Raw genomic sequence first — 20,205 nt, 5'->3', positions numbered from 1 at the left:
GCCGGGCGCTCCAGTATCGTTGACAGGCGTGATCGACCTCAAAATCGTCCGCGACGACCCCAACCTCGTCCGCGCCTCGCAGCGCGTGCGCGGAGAAGACCCCGGCCTCGTCGACGTTCTACTCGACGCCGACTCGACGCGTCGATCAGCCATCGTCGAAGCCGACTCGCTGCGCTCCGAGCAGAAGGCTCTCGGTAAGCAGGTCGGCAAAGCATCCGGCGACGAGAAGGCAGCGCTGCTGGCCAAGGGCAAAGAGCTCGCCGATCAGGTCAAGGCTGCTGTCGCGCGGCAGAACGAGGCCGACGAGGCCGCGTCGAACGCGCAGCGCGCGATCTCCAACATCGTCGAGGGTGCGCCCCCCGGAGGCGAGGACGACTACGTCGTTCTCGAGCACGTCGGTCAGCCGCGCGAGATCGAGAATCCCAAGGACCACCTCGAACTCGGTGAGTCACTCGGCCTCATCGACATGGAGCGCGGCGCGAAGGTCTCCGGCTCGCGGTTCTACTTCCTGACCGGTCAGGGCGCGATGCTGCAGCTCGGACTGCTCACGATGGCTGCGCAGAAGGCCACGGCCAACGGGTTCACGCTGATGATCCCGCCGGTGCTGGTCCGGCCGGAAGTGATGGGCGGAACCGGCTTCCTCGGCGCACACGCCGACGAGGTCTACCACCTCGACAAGGACGACGATCTCTACCTCGTCGGAACGTCGGAGGTGCCGCTCGCCGGCTACCACATGGACGAGATCATCGACCTCTCCAACGGCCCGAAGCGCTACGCCGGATGGTCGACGTGCTTCCGACGCGAAGCGGGTAGCTACGGCAAGGACACACGCGGCATCATCCGCGTGCACCAGTTCGACAAGGTCGAGGGCTTCGTCTACTGCAAGCCGGAGGACGCCGCGGCCGAACACCAGAAGCTCCTCGGCTGGGAGAAGGAGATGCTCGCCGCGATCGACGTCCCGTATCGGGTCATCGACGTCGCCGGAGGCGACCTCGGGTCGTCGGCCGCGCGCAAATTCGACTGTGAGGCATGGGTTCCCACGCAGCAGACGTATCGTGAGCTGACCTCGACGTCGAATTGCACGACGTTCCAGGCGCGTCGCCTTTCTATTCGGTACCGCGACGAGTCGGGTAAGCCGCAGGTCGCCGCGACGCTGAACGGAACGCTTGCCACCACGCGGTGGCTCGTCGCGATCCTGGAGAACCATCAGCAGGCCGACGGTTCGGTCGTGTTGCCCGAAGAACTTGCACGGTTCGTCGGTACCGACGTGCTCAAGCCCAACGCCAAGACTCAGTAGCGCCGCATGACGCGTGGTGTGACGGCGACCTGTTCGCGGTGTGTGCTGGTGTCGCAATGACATTCGGAATCATCGTCGCGGTGATCGGTGCGCTCTCGTTCGCGGCGGCATCTGTCTTACAGGCGCTCGGCGCGGAGCGGGTGGCGCAGCGTGCTCAGCACAGGACCGAATTGCGTTCGAACACACCACATCCGACGCTGCGCTCCACTGCGGCGACCATGCTGACGGTGCCGTTCCTTATCGGATTCGCGTTTGACATCGTCGGTTTCGTCGCGACCATCGTGTCCGCGCGCCTGATCCCGCTGTTCCTCTCGCAGACCATCATCTCTGCGCGGATGGTCGCGACCGCGGTACTCGCCGCGATCGTGCTGAAGGTGAGTCTCACCTGGAGAGAATGGGTTTCGGGGGCGGTGGTCATCCTCTCGCTGATCCTGCTCGCGATATCTGCCGGGCGCGAGGGCTCCGACTACGACGCCTGGATGGGCTGGGCGACGCTCGTCGCCGGACCGTTGCTGATCGTGATCGGCATCGTGGGAGCTCGAGTGCTCAAGCGCCGAATCGCGGCATTCGCGGGACTGATCGCGGGCGCGATCTTCGGGGTCATGGCCGTGGCTTCCCGTGTGCTGACAGGTGTTTCACCGTTGCAGCCGGGAGTGCTGTTCACCGATCCCGCGCTCTATGCGCTCCTCATCAGTGGCATCGGTGGCTTCTATCTGTTCACGGTTGCGCTGCAGACGGGGTCGGTCAACGGCGCGGCCGCGGCGCTCGTCGTCGGACAAACGGTGCTTCCGGGTGCCGTTGGCATCATCTTTCTCGGCGATGTCACGCGCTCCGGTTGGGGGCCTGCCGCGATCGTCGCGTTCGTGGCCGCTGTCGTCGGCGGCGTGATCCTGGCGTCGTCGGGCGCCGTGACCGCCGTCGAGAAAGCGGAATCGGTCAACCTTCCGGCTGGCTACGGGCACGGCAGCTGATACGTCGGGCCGTCGCGTTGCCGTGACGTCCCGTTCTCTCCACGCGGATGATGAATACTGAACCGCATGGTCATCGGCATCGTTGCTGCGATCCTCGCGGCGTTGGCGTACGGCACTGCGTCGGTGCTGCAGGCGCGCGGTGCGCAGAGCGTCGAGGATGGCACGGTCGGGGCCGCACCGTCGTTGCGTTCGACGGTCACCGCCATGCTCACGGTGTCATTCCTGCTCGGGCTGGCGCTCGACGGGATCGGCTTCGCGGGAAACCTGGTTGCGGACAGGCTCATTCCGCTCTTCCTCGCGCAACCCATCGTGAGTGCGAACCTGGTTGTCACCGCGGTGTTGGCGACGTTGGTCCTCGACGCTCGGCTCAGCCGTCGAGAGTGGACCGCGGTGGCCGTCGTGGTGATCGCGCTCGTCGTGCTCGGCATCGGTGCCGGCGAGGAAGGCCACCGCGACCACAATTGGCTGCACTGGGCACTGCTCGGTGTGGGTGTCGCTCTTTTCTTGGCCATCACCGCTGTGACCAGAGTGATTCCGCGGGGAGTCGCCGTTGTCGCGGGACTCGGCGGCGGTGCGCTGTTCGGTCTGATGGCCGTGGCGATCAGGATTCTCGACGGCGTCGACCCGTTCGACGTCGGCGCGATACTCACCGACCCGGCGGCGTACGCGGTGGTGATCTGCGGGGTGGGCGGGTTCTATCTGTTCACCGTCGCGCTGCAGACCGGGGCGGTCAGCGCCGCGGCGGCGTCGATCGTGGTCGGCGAGACTGTGGTCCCCAGCGCGCTGGGAATTGCGCTGCTCGGCGACAGCACCCGTCCCGGCTGGGCGGTGCCGACGCTGATCGCGTTCGCCGCCGCGGTGAGCGGAGCGATCGTCGTCGCGACGTCGTCTGCCGTCGAGGCGACAGAGTCCGCGGCCTGACTCGGGGGTGGTTTCGACTCGGGTGTTCGCTGCGCTCACGCCCGCTCAACCAGCGGAGGCCAGCACCGATGATCGAGCTTGTCGAGATCACCAGCGGGGGCCACCACCGCGGATCGGGCTGACCACCGCTGATCGGGCTGACTACCGCTGATCGAGCTTGTCGAGATCACCTGCCGCGGTGGGTGTGGTTTCGACTCGGGTGTTCGCTGCGCTCACGCCCGCTCAACCAGCGGAGGGGCACGCCCGCTCAACCAGCGGGGGGACGCTCAACCAGCGGGGGCCAACCACCGCTGATCGAGCCAATCCGATGATCGAGCTTGTCGAGATCACCCGGCGCTCAGACGCTGGCCGTGCTGGCCGTCACCTGCACGCGGTGGGCGTCGTTGAGATTCTCGACGGCGGCCTCGATCTCGGCGGCGCGCTGCTGGCCGTCCCAGCCGAGGATCTCGGCCATGGCGTCGCCGAGCTCGGTGAGCACGGCTGCGGTCACTCCGCCGACGAAGGCCAGATCGGTTCTGCGCAGCAGGATGTCGCTGATGTGCACGGCCTGCTCGGTCTCGATCATGTAGCGCAGCTCGGCGGTCGAGAGTCCGCTGGCGGGCAGCGGGGCGTCGGGGCCGGTGGTGATCGCTGCGATGACCTCGCTGGCGCGGGTGCCGTAGCGGGTGAGCAGCTCATCGGCGCGGTCGGCGGGTACGTCGCCGCGTCGGCTAGCGACCCATGCTCGACGCTGCGCGTCGGTGGTCGGGTAGTCGCGGCCGCCGCCGATGGGCAGTCCGACGGTCGAGACCTGTCGGGCAGCGCCGAGCAGCTCCATGATGCGATCCGACAACTGCTCGCCGAGGGCGCGGAACGTGGTCCACTTACCGCCGACCAAGCTGAGCACCGGAACCGAAACCCCGGGCAGCTCAGTACGTTCGACGTTGTAGTCGCGCGAGACGAAGCCCGGCGTCGTGTCGTCGTGGCGGGGCAGCGGGCGGATGCCGGAGAACGAGTACACGATGTCATCGCGGGAGACGGCGATATCCGGGAACACATGCTTGATGAGATCGAAGAAGTAGTCGATCTCGTCGTCGGTGCACCGCGTCGGCGTGCTCGGGTCTGCGTCGATGTCGGTGGTGCCCACCAGGACTCGGTCCTTGAGCGGGTAGATCAGCACGATGCGACCGTCGGAGTGCTCGAAGAAGATCTCGCGCCCACGAGTGGCCTCGACGAGGTCGGGGTGATCGAGAACGATGTGAGATCCCTTGGTGCCGCCCATGTACCGGGTGTCGCCGCCGAGCGCGTCGTTGGTGAGGTCGGTCCACGGACCACTCGCGTTCACGATGACCTCGGCAGACACGGTGAACTGTTCACCGCTGACACGATCGGCGAGCACCACCTCGCCGTCGCGAATCGCGATGGCTTCGACGTGGTTGGTCGCACGGGCGTGCGGGCCGGTGGCCAGGCCATCCTTGAGGACGTCGAGTGCTAGACGCTCGGGATCGTGCACTGAGGCGTCGAAATAGGTTGCGGTATAACGAATGCCGGAGTTAAGTCGGGGCATGTCGGCGCGAGCCTTGTCGCCTGCGCGGAACTTGTGACGTGGCACCCGGCGCTTACCGGCGCCGGAGAAGGCGTCGTACATGACCAGTCCGGCCTTGATCAACGCCGCGCCGCGCTCGTTGGGCTTGCCGGTGTTGTGCGTGAGAAAACGCCTCGGCGCGTTCAGGATTCCGCTGAACGTCGAGAAGATGGGGACGGTGGTCTCGAGGGGCTTCACGTAGTGGGGTGCGATCTCGAGCAGGCCGTTGCGCTCGTGCACCGACTCACGGACGAGCCGGAACTCGCCGTTCTCCAGATAGCGGATACCGCCGTGGATCATGTGGCTCGACGCCGACGACGCGCCACTGACCCAGTCGTCGCGCTCGACGAGCACGACGTCGATGCCCTGCAGTGCGAGGTCGCGGAAGGTGGAGATGCCGTTGATGCCGCCACCGATGATGAGGACCTGTGCCGACGGGCGCTCGGTGAGCGTCGCGACGCTTGGCCGGAGCGGTGCGGTCGAGGTGGTGTTTTCGGTCATGATTCCATCCTGATGGTCTCTGCACATAAGAGCAATACTTCTGCACATATGTGCACGGGTGGGTTTTGCTGGTAGAACGTGTGGGGTGGAAAGAGTCGCGGCCGACGATCCGAAGCGCAGTGCGCTCGCAGTGCGTGCGGCGCATCTGTACTACATGCAAGACCTCGACATGGCAGCCATCGGTCGCGAGCTGGGGATGAGCCGGTCGTCGGTGTCGCGACTGCTGAGCTTCGCCCGCGCGACCGGCCTCGTCGACATCACGATCCACGCGCCGGCGGGTAGAACCGGCGAGGTTGCCGACGAGTTCGGCCGACGCTTTGGTGTGAACGCCTCGGTCGTGCCGACGACCGCGCAGATGTCCGACGCCGACCGACTCGAGCGCGTCGGGCAGGAAGCCGCGCGATCGCTGGGCAGGATGTTGGAGGCCAATACGACGCTCGGTATCGCCTGGGGCGCCACGATCAGCGTCGTCAGCAGACATGTTGTGCCAAAGGAACTGTGGAACACGCAGATCGTGCAGCTCAACGGTGCGGGTAACCCGACGAGTTCGGGAATCGACTACGCCAGCGAGATCCTCCGCAGATTTGCCACGGCGTATTCGGCTCGCGTGGAACAGTTCCCGGTGCCCGCGTTCTTCGACGACCCGAACACCAAAGTCGCGCTGTGGCACGAGCGCAGTACCAAGCGAGTCCTCGACGTCCAGCAGACGATGAACGTCGCGCTCTTCGGGCTCGGTGCCCCCGACGCCGACGTCCCCAGCCACGTCTACACCGGCGGCTACCTCGAGCCCGCCGACTTTGCGTCGCTGCGCTCCGAGCGAGTCGTCGGCGACGTCGCGACGGTGTTCTACCGACACGACGGCAGCGACGCGGGGATCGAGTTGAACAAGCGGTCGTCCGGCCCGGACCTGGACGTGATCCGGGCCGTCCCCCGTCGTATCTGTGTGGTGTCGGGAGAGTCGAAAGCCGCTGCGACAGAAGGTGCTTTCGCAGCGGGACTGATCACGGACATCGTGCTCGACGAAAACCTCGCCCGACTGCTCATCCACCGCGACACGACGCACCATGTGCGACGTGGCGGGTGAATGGCAGCCGGGCAACGGTGACATCGTCAGTCCACATCGACCCAGTCGAGGGTGCGCTCAACGGCCTTGCGCCACTGCTTGTAACCGGCTTCGCGCTGGTTCTCGTCCCACTCCGGCTCCCACCGTCGGGCTTCATTCCAGTTCTCGCGTAGTTCGTCCGTGTTCTTCCAGACCCCGACGGCCAGCCCGGCAGCGTACGCCGCGCCGAGTGCCGTTGTCTCGGCCACGACCGGTCGGCTGACCGGAACGCCGAGCACATCGGCCTGGATCTGCATACACAGTTCGTTGGCGGTGACGCCGCCGTCGACCTTCAGAACATCAAGCGTCACACCGGAATCGGCGGTCATCGCCTCGGTGACGTCGCGCGTCTGGTAGCAGATCGACTCCAGGGTGGCACGCGCGAGGTGCGCGTTGGTGTTGAACCGCGAGAGTCCAACGATCGCGCCGCGCGCATCCGACCGCCAGTACGGAGCGAACAAGCCGGAGAAGGCAGGCACGAAGTAGACGCCGCCGTTGTCGTCGACCTGGCGGGCAAGTGCCTCGGATTGTGATGCGCCACTGATGATTCCGAGCTGATCGCGCAGCCACTGGACGGCGGAGCCGGTCACCGCGATCGAGCCCTCGAGTGCGTAGACGGGCTTCTCCTCGCCGAGCTGATAGGCGACGGTGGTCAACAATCCCGACTTGCTCCGCACGATGTCGGTGCCGGTGTTGAGCAACATGAAATTGCCTGTGCCGTAGGTGTTCTTGGCCTCACCGGGGGCGAAGCAGACCTGGCCGACGGTCGCCGCCTGCTGGTCGCCGAGCACGCCGGTGATGGGAACCTCGCCTGCGAGCGGTCCGGTCGACTCGGTGACACCGAAGGCCTTGGGGCTCGACGACGGCAGGATGTCGGGAAGCATCGCGCGCGGAATGTTGAACAGGGACAGCAGTTCGTCGTCCCAGTCGAGGGTCTCGAGGTTCATCAGCATGGTGCGGCTCGCGTTGGTCACGTCGGTGACGTGTTCGCCGCCGCGATAGCCGCCGGTGAGATGCCAGGTGAGCCAGGTGTCGGTGGTGCCGAAGATGGCGTCGCCACTTTCTGCTGCCTCACGGACGCCCGGCACGTTCTCGAGGATCCACTGGATCTTGCCGCCTGCGAAGTAGGTGGCGGGCGGAAGTCCCGCCTTGTGGCGGATGGTGTCGCCGTGTCCGTTTCGTTCCAGTGCGCTGGCGATCTTGTCGGTGCGGGTGTCCTGCCACACGATCGCGTTGTAGTACGGGCGTCCCGTTCGACGGTCCCAGACGACGGTGGTCTCGCGCTGGTTGGTGATGCCGAGGGCGGCAAGGTCGCTCGAGGTCAGTCCGGCTTTGCCGAGTGCAGTCTGGATGACGGCCGATGTCCGCTCCCAGATCTCGACCGGGTTGTGCTCGACCCAGCCGGCGCGGGGGAGGATCTGCTCGTGTTCGAGTTGGTGGCGGGCGACCTCGTTACCGGCGTGGTCGAAGATCATGAATCGGGTGCTGGTGGTTCCCTGGTCGACGGAACCGACGAAATCTGGCATGGGTGTATCTCTCGTTCTCGATGAAGTCAGGTGTCAGGTGATGAGTGTGTTCAGTGTCGCGCGCTGATGTGCTCGGGTTCGGTGGGTTCGGAAACACCGATCTCCTGGCTGTCGTCGCCCTCTGTCGGGAGGAAGCGTTCGATGCCGAAGACGAAGATCGCCCCGCCGAGTAGTCCACCGATGATAGGCGCGACGATCGGTATCCAGAAGTAGAGTTCCGGACCGTTCGCGGAGTACATCGCGTCGCCGTATCCGGTGATCAGCGACGCAAGTCGTGGACCGAAGTCACGGGCAGGGTTGATGGCGTAGCCGGCGTTGGTGCCCCATGCCATACCGATCGCGACGACGAGGATGCCGATGATCAGCGGCGCCATGTTGCCGAGCGGAGGATTGTTGACCACGCAGGTCAGGGCAAAGATGACGGCGACGAGGATCGCGGTGCCGACGATCTGATCGATGAATGCGGTGGTCAGCGAGACGCCGCTGCCCGGGGACGTCGAGAAGATTCCCTGAGTCGCCTTGGTGTGGTCGGGGTCGATCGCCCTGATCTGGTCGGCGTAGGTGTAGCGGACGATCAGGGCTCCGATGAACGCGCCGACCATCTGCGCAGCGATGAACGGTGCGACCTTGCGGCGGTCGAAGCCCTTGAACGCGGCCAGGGCGATGGTGACGGCGGGGTTGAGGTGCGCGCCGCTGAGGCGACCCGCGACATAGACGGCAAGCGCGACGCCGAAGCCCCACGCGAATGCGATCGAGTTGTGGTCGCCCGCACCGAGCGTCTTGGGGAAGCCTCCGCAGACGACCTGGGCTACCACACCGCAGCCGAACAAGATGAGGATCATCGTGCCGATGCATTCTGCGGAGAGTTCACCCACCAGCGGGGTTTTCTTCGTCATGGTTTCACTCCTTTGTGACCGGCTCGATGTCCTGATGGTGTTGTCGGTACCAGCCGGATGGAGGAAAAAGTAAGCCGAGACTGTGACCCAGATCAATGATTGTCGTTCGACAATGTCGAACGAAGGTCGGCCATTCTTGATCGCGAGGAGTGTAAGCGGCCGTAAAGTCGAGCAAACGGAGCACGTTCACAAGGCTCACGGGACCAGTTGTAGGACCAGTGGGACTCCAGGGAGGAGGCAAGGTGCCGGGACCAATCCAGTCGATCCAGCGCGCCGCTGCCGCGCTCGACCTGCTCGAGCGCAGTCCGCGGTCGTTGTCGCTCCGTGAGATCGCGGCCGAGTTGGGCCTACCGAAGGCGACGGTGCACGGCATCCTCGGCACCCTTCTCGATATCGGCTATGTCGATCAGGACGAGGACGGCTCCTACCTCACGGGCGTGCACCACAACGGCTCGCCGTCGAATCTCGACGGCAACGTGTTGCGGTCGGCGGCGATGGGGTGGTGCGACACCCTGGCGGCGATGCTCGACATGCAGGTCTGGCTCGAGGTGCTCGACACCGACGCCGCTGTCGTCGTGCATCACGTCTTCAGGCCCGACGACTCGCCCCAGCGGATGCGCGTCGGCGAGCGCGTGCCGCTGCACGCATCGGCTGGCGGCAAGTTACTTCTTGCGTACTCGCAGAATCGGGATCGGTTGTTGCGCAACATGATTCTGGACAGGTTCACCTCGGACACGGTCGTCTCCCGCACCGAGCTCGCAACCGAAATCGCCACCGTGCGTCAAACCGGACTGGCCACCGAACACGGCGAATACGAACGCGGCAGCGCGGCGACGGCCGTCCCCGTACACGGTCGCAGGCCCGGTGAGATCGGCGCGCTCGTCGTCGTCGGACCGCCGTCGACGATCTTCCGGTCGGGCACGCTGCCGCGCAACGTCGTGATCGATCAGATGCGACAGGCCGCGACGTCGATCGACCGGGAGTTGGGTGCTGCGCGGTGAGCGTGAAGGCCAACGACGGCTCGGTCGTCGCCGCGATCGATGTCGGCACGACGTCGTCGCGCTGCATGCTCTTCGATAGGCACGGCCGCATGGTCTCGATCGCCCAACTCGAGCAGAAGCAGTCGTTCCCGCGGCCCGGTTGGGTGGAGCAGAACGCGCACGAGCTGTGGGTCAACGTGCAGAAGGTCGTACCCAAGGCGCTGGCCCTCGCCGGCCGGACCCCGTCGGACGTCGTGGCGCTCGGCGTTGCCAACCAACGCGAGACGACGGTCATCTGGGATCGCCGTACCGGCCGCCCGCTCGCCCCCGCGATCACCTGGCAGGACACGCGTACCGGGCCGATGGTCGACCAACTCGGCGAACATGCCAGCGAGATCCGCGACGTGACAGGACTCGACCCGGCGACCTACTTTGCCGCGCCACGTCTGCGCTGGCTGCTCGACAACATCGGCGGCGCGGAAGCGTCGGCCCAGCACGGCGAGGTCTTGTTCGGGACGCTGGAGACCTGGCTCATCTGGAACCTGACCGGTGGCCCCAAGGGCGGCATCCACATCACCGACGTCACCAACGCCAGTCGCACCCTGTTGCTCGATCTTCGACGACGCGACTGGAGTTCACGAATGCTTCGTCTCCTCGACATCCCCGAGGCGATGATGCCGCGGGTCGTCGGCAGTAGCGAGGTGTATGCCAAATGTGCCCGCGTCCTGCCCGGCGTGCCGATTGCCAGTGCCCTCGGAGATCAGCAGTCGGCATTGTTCGGCCAGACGTGCTTCGCTCCCGGTGACGTCAAATGTACCTATGGCACAGGCGCTTTCGTGCTGATGAACGTGGGAACGTCGATTGTCCCGTCGGCGCGTGGCCTCGTGCCCACCATCGCCTACAGCCTGCCGGGCGAGGCTCCGGTGTACGCACTCGAGGGTCCGATCGCGATGACGGGCTCGTTGGTGAACTGGTGCCGAGACCAACTCGGTCTGATCGATACCGCGCCGGAGATCGAGACGCTCGCGCGCACCGTCGACGACAACGGCGGCTGCTACGTGGTACCCGCCTTCTCCGGACTGTATGCGCCGCACTGGAATTCGGAAGCGCGAGGGATCGTGACCGGGCTGACGTCGTATGTGACGAAGGGTCATCTCGCCCGCGCGGTGCTCGAGGCCACCGCGTGGCAGACGGCCGACGTCGTCGAAGCGATGCGCGACGTCGCTGGGATACAACTGCAGCGGCTGGCCGTCGACGGTGGGATGACGGCGAACAACCTGCTCATGCAGCACGTCGCCGACGTCCTCGACGTTCCTGTCATCAGGCCATTCGTCTCCGAGACGGTGTCGCTGGGGGCGGCATACGCCGCGGGACTGGCCGTCGGGTACTGGGACGATCTCGATTCGCTGCGGGAGAACCGCCACGTCGCGGCGTCGTGGACGCCGTCGATGGACCCGCAGCGCAGGCGTCGGGAAGCCGCGGGCTGGCAGTCGGCGGTGCGTCGAGCGCTCGCCGACGTCTGAGCGCCGAGACGCGATCGAGATGCGGCGGTGTCGGGTGCATTGCAGATCTCGTGGCAAAGCTTCGACATAGCGGCTAACGTCGAAACAGAGGTTCCTCTTCGCGTGACCGGGACGGGCGATCGACGTCCCGGGAGTTCCGTTGTGTCGGCTCCGGCCACGTCGCTGCTGCCGAGACATCCGCATGGCTACACGAAAACTGCGCGTGCCCTCCTGAATTCGTGCTCAGTGAAGTCGCGCCCGAGTGAAGTGAGGAAGCTTTGTCCGAATCATGGTTTGGTAGCGACCCTTTCAGCAGCAACGACGCCTTCGGCGACATCTTCAACAGGTTCTTCGGCAGCAGCGGAACCCGTCCGCAGGTACAGCGCGTCGACGTCAACCGATTGTTCAGCGACGACACCAAGCGACTGGTCTCGGTGGCCGCGCAGGCAGCCGTCGAATGGGGCAACGCCGAGATCACCCCCGAGCACCTCCTGTACGGCGCCACGCAGGTCGAGCCGTCGCGTTCGATCATCGAGCAAACCGGCCTCGACCCGGAAACCGTCGCCTCACAGATGCAGGCGATCTCGTCGGTCGACGGCGGCGGCACCAGCGACGAGAGTCCCGGTCTGAGTCCCGCGGCGCGGCAGGCGCTGCGCAATGCGCAGCAGCAGGCGGCTCGTGCGAACGTCGGCTACGTGGGGCCGGAGCACGTGCTCCTCGGTATCGCGATGTTGCCGTCGGACATCCCGGCTGCGCGAGTGTTGAAGGGCGGGGCGGGAATCGAGGAGGGACGCAAGGCCGAGGCCAAGCCTGCAGCACAGTCGGACACCCCGACACTCGACGAGTACGGGCGCGATCTCACTGAACAGGCCAGGGAGGGCAACGTCGACCCCGTGGTTGGCCGCAACGACGAGATCGAGGAGACCATCGAGATCCTCTCGCGGCGTCGGAAGAACAACCCGGTGCTGATCGGCGATCCCGGCGTCGGAAAAACGGCGATCGTCGAAGGTCTCGCGCAACGCATCGTCAACGGCGACGTCCCGTCGACGCTCGCGGGGCGACGCGTGATCGCGCTCGACATGAGTTCGATGGTCGCGGGCGCCAAGTATCGCGGCGAGTTCGAGGAGCGGCTGACCAAGGTGCTCGACGAGGTGCGGGAGCACTCCGACGAACTCGTCCTGTTCATCGACGAACTGCACACCATTGTCGGCGCCGGATCCGGCGGCGAGGGTTCGATGGATGCGGGCAACATGCTCAAGCCTGCCCTCGCCCGGGGCGAGTTGCACACCATCGGCGCGACCACGATCGACGAGTACCGCAAGTACATCGAGAAGGATGCGGCGCTCGAACGTCGCTTCCAGCCGGTGATGATCTCCGAACCGTCCGTGGACGACACGATCCAGATCCTCGAGGGCCTCGCCGACGTCTACGAAGAACACCATCAGGTGCGGTACACGAAGGAATCCCTCGTCGCCGCAGCCGAATTGACCGACCGCTACGTCACCGACAGGTTCATGCCCGACAAAGCGATCGACGTGATCGACCAGGCGGGTGCGCGAGTCCGGTTGCGTACCAAGACTCCCGACCCCGAGACGCGAGAGTTCGAGGAGGAGGTCGCTCGCCTCGAACGCGAGAAGGAATCGGCCGTCGCCAACGAAGACTACGAGCGCGCGAACCAACTCAAGACCGAGATCGACGAGAAGCGCGCGAATGCCGGTGCCGCGGGTCAGTCGCCGACGCCGGAGGTGACCGTCATGGACATCGCCGAGGTGGTGTCGAGGCAGACCGGAATCCCGGTGTCGGAGTTGACCACCGAGGAGCGCGAGAAGTTGCTCGGCCTCGAGAACACACTGCACGACAGGGTGATCGGCCAGGACAAGGCGGTGACCGCGGTGGCCGAGGCGGTGCGCCGGGCGCGGGCTGGACTCTCCGATCCCAACCGGCCGATCGGATCGTTCCTCTTCCTCGGCCCGACCGGCGTCGGCAAGACGGAACTCGCGAAAGCCCTTGCCGCAGCGGTCTTCGGCGACGAGGACCGGATGATCCGCTTCGACATGAGCGAGTTCCAGGAGAAGCACAACGTCGCACGACTCGTCGGTGCGCCTCCCGGATATGTCGGATACGACGACGCCGGTCAGCTCACCGACAAGGTTCGCCGCCAGCCGTATTCGGTGATCCTGTTCGACGAGATCGAGAAGGCGCACCCGGACGTGTTCAACGTGTTGCTGCAGTTGCTCGACGACGGCCGGGTGACCGACGGTCAGGGTCGCACAGTCGATTTCAAGAACACTCTGGTGATCATGACGAGCAACATCGGTTCGGATCTCATCCTCAACGCACCCGACGGTGACGTGGAGAAGGTGGTCCCCGACGTGATGGATCTGCTGCGGCAACGATTCCGTCCCGAGTTCCTCAACCGGATCGACGAGACCGTCGTGTTCGATCGACTCGACAAGACGCAACTACGCCAGATCGTCGACCTGACTCTCGACGGGACACGACGCATGCTCAAGTCGCAGAGCATCGGGCTCGACGTGACCGACGCCGCGAAAGATCAACTCGCCGAAGAGGGTTACCAACCGGAGTTCGGTGCGCGCCCTCTGCGCAGGTTGATTCAGAAGCAGCTCGACAACGAGCTGTCGAACCTCGTGCTCAAGGGTGCGGTCGAACCCGGCGACACCGTCGTCGTCGACGCGGGAGAGCCGAGGCTCACCCTGTCGGTGAAGAAGGATGCGGCGGCTCAGACGCCTGCCGACGAGCTCGCTGAGGCGCCCGCGCCGTCCGCAGAACCGGCGACGACTGATACGTCCGCTACCAAGGAATCCCAACAACCAGCCGCATCCGGTGCGGCACAGGAGAACTGACACACGTGAACGCTCACAACCGCAAGACACGCGACGCGATCCTCGGACATCCCGCTCCGCGCGACATCGAGTGGACGCAGTTCATCAACATGTGGGAGGACGTCGCGGACGAGGTCGAGCAGGAGCACGGCGACCGTCTGTCGGTATCGCTCAACGGGCATCGCGAAGTCTTTCACCGCCCGCACGACGGGCGCGTGTCGATCGAGGACATCGAGCTCGCTCGCCACCTGCTGGCTGCCAAGCCGGAGGACCAGGGTGAGGGAGATCTGGCCGTGGTCACCGTCGACGCCAAGGGAGCGCGGATTCTGTCCTACGACCTCGACGAGGTGAAGGTCACCGACGCCGCGGAACAGGTGCGCGACAAGCAGTCCGTCGCGCGTCACCTGCGGACCGTCGAACGCGCAACCGGCCGCGACGACGAGAAGGAGCTCGACGCCTTCTTCAAGGAATTGTCCGGATCGATCAAGCTCGATCTGAAAGACCGTTCGTTCGTTCTCCTCGGGCACGGGAAGGGCAAGGCCGACGTCGCGGAGCAGTTCTCGAAGTGGTTGGCAGAACACGACAAGTCTGTCTATGACCGCATTCTGGGCGTAGCTGCGATCGACCTGTCCGCTGCGACCGACGCCGATATCGAGCAACGCGCAATCGAAGTGACCCGCGGGGGCGTCGTCTGATCGGCGTCTTGGTGGATCGTGCTGCGCGGATGGTGGCGCTGTTCTAGTTTGAGCGGGTGCGCAGAGTAGATGTGAGTCGACGGTCGGTGTTGGTACGAGCGGTCGTCGTCGCGCTTTTGTTGTCATTGTCGCTGCTGGGGTACTCGGGGTATTCGGCGGGTTCGGCGTCGGCGGCACCCCCGTCGACCGGGCAGGCCGCGAGTCCCGCTCCGGCGCCAACGGTTACGCCTGCGAACGACCCGTTCTACACCCCGAGCGAGCCGATCGGTGGGCTGCGGCCCGGCGCGGTGATCTCGTCGCGTGTGGTGACGCTCGGCACGAACGGCACGAGCCTGCCCGCGACGGGCACACAACTGCTGTACCGGACCAACGATGCCTTCGGGGCGCCGTCGTCGACGGTCACCACGATCATCTCGCCGCCGGGCAGCAGGCCGGGAACGCCGCGACGCATGATCTCGTATCACGAGTTCTACGACGCGCTCGGCAGCCAGTGCGATCCGTCGTACACGCTGCGCGGTGGCAAGTCATCGTCGAGTGCGGTCGATGTCACGATGATCGCGTCGATGGTCTCGGCAGGCTACACGGTGGTGGTTCCCGACTACGAGGGTCCCAACATGCGGTGGACCATCGGAAAGGAGTCGGCGCACGCCGCGCTCGACGGAATCCGTGCGGCACAACGGTTTCTGCGCGCCCCGGCCTCGACGCCGGTCGGCCTCTACGGCTACTCGGGTGGTTCGATCCCCACAGGATTCGGTGCTGAGATCGCACCGTCGTATGCACCTGAGTTGAACCTGGTCGGTGCGACGGCCGGCGGCGTGCTGGTCAACCCGGCACACAACCTCGCCTATGTGAACGGGACCACGCGGTGGTCGGCGGTGATCCCCGCACTCATGAGCGTCTACGACGAGACGTACGGCATCGGTATCGATAAGTACCTGTCGCCGAAGGGTGTTCAGGTTCTCGGCGACATTCGTGGTGAGTGCATCAACAACTTCCTCGGCAAGTACCCGAATCTGACCGATTCGTCGTTGCTGCTCCCGCAGTATCCTTCGCTCCTCGACGTTCCGGGTATCCCCGCAGCGATCAAGGCGAACGTGATGGGTTCCCTCGGCACACCTCGAACACCGATGATGCTCGGCGTCGGAGACAAGGACGGTCGAGGTGACGGGGTGATGCTCACCGCCGATGTGGTCGGGCTGAGCAGAAGCTACTGTGCGCGTGGACTTTCCACGTCGATCCATGTGTACCAGGGACTCGACCACGCCGAGGCGCTCGCGCCGTGGACCGGCGACGCGTTGGCCTACCTCAACGACAGGTTCGCCGGTCGGCCGGCGCCGCGCTGCTGACGGTCAGGGGTGCACCGGGTTTCGGCCGAGTTGCTGCCCCACGAGCGCCGCGAGGTTGTTGCCGACGAGGTTGACGAAAGCGGGCCAGGTGTCGGGGTTGAGTGCCATCGTTCCCTGGTCGCTCGTAGAACATCCGCGTCGAACGGGCTTGCCGTCCAGGCGATCTGCCATCCAGACGACTGCAGGAGCGAAGCCCTCGACGGCCAGCGTGATGTGCTCGCTGAAGTGGTCGCGCGTGTACTGTATGTCGGCTCCCGGCGTTGCGCAGTAGGTCTTCACGAGGGTGTTGACCGGACCGACCGGGGCTATCCAGTCGGGATTCGATTGGTAGATGAACATCGGGAAGGTCGGAGTGTTGCGCCCCATCTTCAACTCGTTCAGCACTTTTCGTGGTGCCGGGTAGTCCAGTGGGTCGCCGGGGACATCGATCAATCCCTTGATGTTGAGGAACGGGGCGAGCGCCGCCTGGTAGGAGAGGCACAGCGGATTCTTGCCCTCGATGAGCGCCTTGCCCAGCGGGTTGGTATGTGCGCGTAGGAAAGCCGCGAGCTCTGGGTACTCGCGACTGACACCGATCACGCCGGCGAGGATGAGGCCGGACGCCGCGTTGTTGTTGGCGAGGTCGACGAGCGCGCGGATGTTCGCGGGCACACCACCTTCGGCTGCCCCGACGATCGGCAGCTCGGGAGCATAGGACTCGTGAAGCTCCGACGCCCAGCCGGTCGCGATCGCACCACCGGAGTAGCCCATCAAACCAACTCGCAGGTCGCGCTTTAGTCCCAACGGCGTGAAGTTCCGTGCACCCCGAATCGCATCAAGGGTGATACGCCCGGCGAGAGGGCCTGCGGCGAAAGCGGAATCGGGTCCCTGATGGTCGGGGATCACCACCGAGTAGCCGGCCGCGACAAGCGACGTGATCTGGAGTAGTTCAAATGTGGAATCGACCGAGCCGGTCAGGGTTCCCGGAATCGAGGCCTGCTGCAATGCATACGACGGCGCGCAGTACTGCGCCGTCGAGTCCTCGGCCGACTGCCACGAGATCAGCTTGGACGGACCGGGTTTCGCCTTGCCGCGGGGTTTGAGCACGGTGGCGACGGAGGCGATGGGCTCGCCGCGAGTGTTGGTCGAGCGGAAGGAGTACTGCCAACTGTCGACGTTCAACGGAAAGATCGAGAGCGCGGCCAGGTTGACCCGTCGAGCTGCGATGAGTTCGCCGGGCTGCTTGGTGGCCACGGTCTGCGCGGGTGGCGAGTAGAAACTCTTGTCGAACTCGGGGATCGCCGGCGGTACGGGGAAGGGGAGCGCCGGCGCGACCGGCACCGCCGACGCCTGCCCTGCGCCGGATATCAACGCTCCCGCAATCAATCCGAGCGCCATCAGTGCCGCAACCTCGACCGTCCACACACGTCTGACTGCGTGACCTGTTCCCCGACTCACCTGGATGACTCCTCGCTGCCAATGAGTGAGACACCGACGTCTCACTGTGGGGAGAAGCTACTCCAGTGTGGTGTGGCACACAAGATCGGCGCGGAGTTGGTCAGATCTCGACAGCGTCGGTCAGGTCTCGACAGGCTGGTCGGATCCTCAGAGGAGTCAGATTTCGGCGAACGCCAGGAGGACGTCGGCGAGAAGTTCAACGACGTCGTCGATCGACTCGGGATCGGGGGAGAGGCTCCAGCGGTGCACGATCGCGGTGAGTGCGCCGACGAAGGCGATTCCGAGCTGATCGGTGCGTGAGTCGGTGGGCCTCCCCGCGAAGGTCGACATCGCGGCCACGAAGTACGACACCCACTCGTCGCGGCCGTCGAGTCTGTGCTGTTCGACGCGCGGACTGACTCCGACGATCTGTGCGAACGACACCTCGGCACGCCGGGGGTCGGTGCCCACAGAGCGCATGTAGGCGCGCATCGCAGCGGTTGCCAAGACGTGCGTGTCACGAGAAGTGCTCTCCGACAACGCGGTTGCGACGGCATCTCGGGCGGCACCCTGGATTTCGTCGTAGAGCGCGACGAGGAGTTCTTCGCGGTCGGAGAACAGCTCGTAGAACTGTCGACGCGACAGACCTGCTTCTCGGCAGATCGACGTCACCGACGACTTGGCGTAGCCGACGGAGGCGAATTCGCCCAGTGCCGCGTCGAAAAAGCGTCGACGCCTCTCTGCCAGCCGGTCGGCGACAGGACGCCCGGCGTACGTGCGCTGGCCCGGTTCGGTTGTCACAGTTCTGTTGTCACGGTTCGTATGTCACGGTTGAGTTGTCACGCTCAGGACTGTCACATTGCGTCAATGTGCTTGGAGCGCAACTCATGTCCCTTCGACGTCAGGCAGCGCCCCGACGGAAGGTCCCACTGCCAGCCGTGCAGATTGCACGTGAGCTTCTCGCCCTCGATCACACCGAACTTGGAGAGGTCGGCCTTGAGGTGCGGGCAGCGGCGTTGAATTTCCCAGCCGTCCTTGACGATCGACGCCGAGTCGTCGTGCGCTTCGGAGAACCAGCCGTCGGCGTATGCGATTCGCTCGTCGGTGAGGCATTTGAAGAAGGTGTAGAGGTACTCGTTGTAGCCGCCGATGCGCCACGTGGTGAACCGCGTCGACAAGAAGATGGTGTTGACCCAGTCGGGCTCTTGATCGCGCAGCACCGTGCGCACCAGTTCGGGGGCGATGCGGAAACCGTAGCGGTACTTGCCTTCTCCCTCTTTCGGCTCGCGCACGATGCGGTTGGGGAAGTCGAGGACGACGGTTTGTGCCTGCGGGTGGTCGGCGCCGTCCTTGCTACGGAAATCCGGGGTGATGACCAGGCCGACCGGGTACCCGATGCCGTCGCAGATCAGGTCCGACTGCACCATGATCGGCTCGAACAACTCGCGGAGAGGTTCGAGGAGCGACTCGCCGTCGTCGACTGCCCAGGTTTCCTTCTGTGCGGCGATGACCGGTGCGAACTTCTCCTTCATCTGCTCGAGGTACGCCTGCTTGTTCTCGCCGAACACGTCGTGCGGGGCGTACGGGTGGCTGACCTCGTCGAGCGTCGAACCGGTGAAGCGGGCCGTCGATCCCGACACCATCATCAGGCCGCGGTGATGCTCGCCGTCGTCGGTGCCGTGGATGACCATCTGCTCGAGAAAGGTCTCCTGGTCGGGGAAGATCGACGTCACGTCGCCCGGCCGTGCGTTCTGGGAGGGATCGTCGATCCCGGAGCCGAAGTCGTTCAGCTCGAACAGGTCGTCGTCGAGGAACATCGGTGGGCCTGCTGTCGGGATGACCCACGTCGCCCCGACCTGCTCGATGTAGGAGCGGGCGCGGTCCATGCCGCGCTGACGCTTTTGCGCGGCGAAGTTGGCCTTGGAGCGCTTCGGGATGTCGTAGACCATCGGGTACCAGATGGCGCCCGAGTACTGCAGCATGTGGACGTCGACGTGGCCGAACTGCTCGGCGATGACGTCGAGGTCGATCGGTCGGGCGTCGTTCATGTTGAACGCGGTGGTCTCGCCGTCGGAGACGACGAGGCCGGAGTCGCCGATCGGGCCGTCGGCGGGTGCGCGCAACGCGATGATCATGATGTCGAGGTCGCCCTTGGGGCCGCTGACCGTGGTCTTGACCGAGTCGGTCGTCTCGACGAACTTGGTGAACCCGAGCTTCTCGAGCTCGCGCTTGAGGTCGGGGACCGGGTAGTCGGGGAGCAGGACCGTCGCGTCCTTGCTGACGTTCTCACGCAGGTTGCGCTCGTCGAAATGGTCGAGGTGCAGGTGCGAGACGTAGAGGTAGTCGCACTGGCCGAGCGCTTTCCAGTCGAGTTCGGAGTTGTCGGGGAACGGCACCCACGACGCGAAGTACGTCGGGTTGGTCCAGGGATCGCAGAGGATCGAGCCTGCGTTGGTCTGGAGGTGGAAACCGGCGTGTCCGATACTGGTGATCTGCACGTGGGGCCTTTCGTGTTCGCGCGGGGGCTGAAGTTCTACGGGTCGCGCGGTGGAGCTCTCGACCATCCAATCTATCGACTGCGTGCAACTCGCGTCATGGGGCTTCGGTACCGTTCTCGATCGCTGTGACAGGGCGCACTTCCTCGT

At 65.2% G+C, this 20,205-nt stretch carries 15 protein-coding genes; 9 read left to right on the top strand and 6 right to left on the bottom strand.

The window, feature by feature from the left end; all coding sequences use genetic code 11:
• Positions 1-28 precede the first annotated feature (28 nt).
• From serS to ABW18_RS17280, 3 genes are all read left to right on the top strand, one after another.
• On the top strand, positions 29-1,297 hold the full coding sequence (serS, locus tag ABW18_RS17290) for a serine--tRNA ligase (RefSeq protein WP_049700216.1): 1,269 nt from the start codon (positions 29-31) through the stop codon (positions 1,295-1,297).
• A gap of 56 nt (positions 1,298-1,353) precedes the next feature.
• The gene (locus tag ABW18_RS17285; RefSeq protein ID WP_049700215.1) at positions 1,354-2,268 is read left to right on the top strand and encodes a hypothetical protein; all 915 of its coding nucleotides are present in this window, start codon (positions 1,354-1,356) and stop codon (positions 2,266-2,268) included.
• Positions 2,269-2,334: 66 nt separating this feature from the next.
• Positions 2,335-3,189: a DMT family transporter gene (locus ABW18_RS17280; protein WP_049700214.1), complete on the top strand. Its 855-nt coding sequence runs from the start codon at positions 2,335-2,337 to the stop codon at positions 3,187-3,189.
• Between the two features lie 337 nt (positions 3,190-3,526).
• Here ABW18_RS17280 and ABW18_RS17275 read toward each other — a convergent pair whose 3' ends face one another.
• Positions 3,527-5,254, bottom strand: coding sequence for a glycerol-3-phosphate dehydrogenase/oxidase (locus ABW18_RS17275; RefSeq protein ID WP_049700213.1), 1,728 nt, complete (start codon positions 5,252-5,254; stop codon positions 3,527-3,529).
• A gap of 85 nt (positions 5,255-5,339) precedes the next feature.
• Between ABW18_RS17275 and ABW18_RS17270 the strand changes: the two genes are divergently transcribed.
• Positions 5,340-6,338, top strand: coding sequence for a sugar-binding transcriptional regulator (locus ABW18_RS17270; protein WP_049700212.1), 999 nt, complete (start codon positions 5,340-5,342; stop codon positions 6,336-6,338).
• A gap of 26 nt (positions 6,339-6,364) precedes the next feature.
• Here the strand turns inward: ABW18_RS17270 and glpK (ABW18_RS17265) are convergent, their stop codons facing one another.
• Positions 6,365-7,882, bottom strand: a complete 1,518-nt coding sequence (glpK, locus tag ABW18_RS17265; protein ID WP_049700211.1) for a glycerol kinase GlpK — start codon at positions 7,880-7,882, stop codon at positions 6,365-6,367.
• 50 nt (positions 7,883-7,932) lie between these two features.
• Complete coding sequence (locus ABW18_RS17260; RefSeq protein WP_049700210.1) at positions 7,933-8,778, bottom strand: MIP/aquaporin family protein; 846 nt, start codon at positions 8,776-8,778, stop codon at positions 7,933-7,935.
• 242 nt (positions 8,779-9,020) lie between these two features.
• Here ABW18_RS17260 and ABW18_RS17255 point away from each other — a divergent pair, with 242 nt between their 5' ends.
• From ABW18_RS17255 to ABW18_RS17235, 5 genes are all read left to right on the top strand, one after another.
• Positions 9,021-9,779, top strand: coding sequence for an IclR family transcriptional regulator (locus ABW18_RS17255; protein ID WP_049700311.1), 759 nt, complete (start codon positions 9,021-9,023; stop codon positions 9,777-9,779).
• Entirely contained in the window at positions 9,776-11,281 is a 1,506-nt protein-coding gene (gene glpK / locus ABW18_RS17250; protein ID WP_082938011.1) for a glycerol kinase GlpK, read from the top strand. Before ABW18_RS17255 ends, glpK (ABW18_RS17250) begins: the two co-directional genes overlap by 4 nt.
• 257 nt (positions 11,282-11,538) lie before the next feature.
• Entirely contained in the window at positions 11,539-14,124 is a 2,586-nt protein-coding gene (locus tag ABW18_RS17245) for an ATP-dependent Clp protease ATP-binding subunit (protein ID WP_049700209.1), read from the top strand.
• Positions 14,125-14,129: 5 nt separating this feature from the next.
• Positions 14,130-14,798, top strand: coding sequence for a hypothetical protein (locus ABW18_RS17240; protein WP_049700208.1), 669 nt, complete (start codon positions 14,130-14,132; stop codon positions 14,796-14,798).
• A 56-nt stretch (positions 14,799-14,854) separates the two neighbouring features.
• Positions 14,855-16,144, top strand: a complete 1,290-nt coding sequence (locus ABW18_RS17235; protein ID WP_420841308.1) for a lipase family protein — start codon at positions 14,855-14,857, stop codon at positions 16,142-16,144.
• Positions 16,145-16,147: 3 nt separating this feature from the next.
• Here ABW18_RS17235 and ABW18_RS17230 read toward each other — a convergent pair whose 3' ends face one another.
• From ABW18_RS17230 to ABW18_RS17220, 3 genes are all read right to left on the bottom strand, one after another.
• Complete coding sequence (locus tag ABW18_RS17230) at positions 16,148-17,521, bottom strand: lipase family protein (RefSeq protein WP_231894230.1); 1,374 nt, start codon at positions 17,519-17,521, stop codon at positions 16,148-16,150.
• 216 nt (positions 17,522-17,737) lie between these two features.
• Complete coding sequence (locus ABW18_RS17225) at positions 17,738-18,361, bottom strand: TetR/AcrR family transcriptional regulator (RefSeq protein WP_049700205.1); 624 nt, start codon at positions 18,359-18,361, stop codon at positions 17,738-17,740.
• A gap of 53 nt (positions 18,362-18,414) precedes the next feature.
• Positions 18,415-20,058 (bottom strand): Rieske 2Fe-2S domain-containing protein, encoded by a 1,644-nt coding sequence (locus ABW18_RS17220; RefSeq protein ID WP_049700309.1) that lies wholly within the window; start codon positions 20,056-20,058, stop codon positions 18,415-18,417.
• Positions 20,059-20,205: the final 147 nt, after the last annotated feature.

The sequence above is a fragment of the Gordonia jacobaea genome, from assembly GCF_001186365.1.
Taxonomy (GTDB): domain Bacteria; phylum Actinomycetota; class Actinomycetes; order Mycobacteriales; family Mycobacteriaceae; genus Gordonia; species Gordonia jacobaea.
This window is presented reverse-complemented; position numbering and strand designations above follow the sequence as displayed.

What these genes read in the sequence shown, in the direction of transcription:
- ABW18_RS17285 (WP_049700215.1), top strand. Translation starts at nt 1,354, where the DNA reads ATGACATTCGGAATCATCGTCGCGGTGATCGGTGCGCTCTCGTTCGCG.
- ABW18_RS17280 (WP_049700214.1), top strand. Translation starts at nt 2,335, where the DNA reads ATGGTCATCGGCATCGTTGCTGCGATCCTCGCGGCGTTGGCGTACGGC.
- ABW18_RS17275 (WP_049700213.1), bottom strand. Translation starts at nt 5,254, where the DNA reads ATGACCGAAAACACCACCTCGACCGCACCGCTCCGGCCAAGCGTCGCG.
- glpK (WP_049700211.1), bottom strand. Translation starts at nt 7,882, where the DNA reads ATGCCAGATTTCGTCGGTTCCGTCGACCAGGGAACCACCAGCACCCGA.
- ABW18_RS17260 (WP_049700210.1), bottom strand. Translation starts at nt 8,778, where the DNA reads ATGACGAAGAAAACCCCGCTGGTGGGTGAACTCTCCGCAGAATGCATC.
- ABW18_RS17230 (WP_231894230.1), bottom strand. Translation starts at nt 17,521, where the DNA reads ATGGCGCTCGGATTGATTGCGGGAGCGTTGATATCCGGCGCAGGGCAG.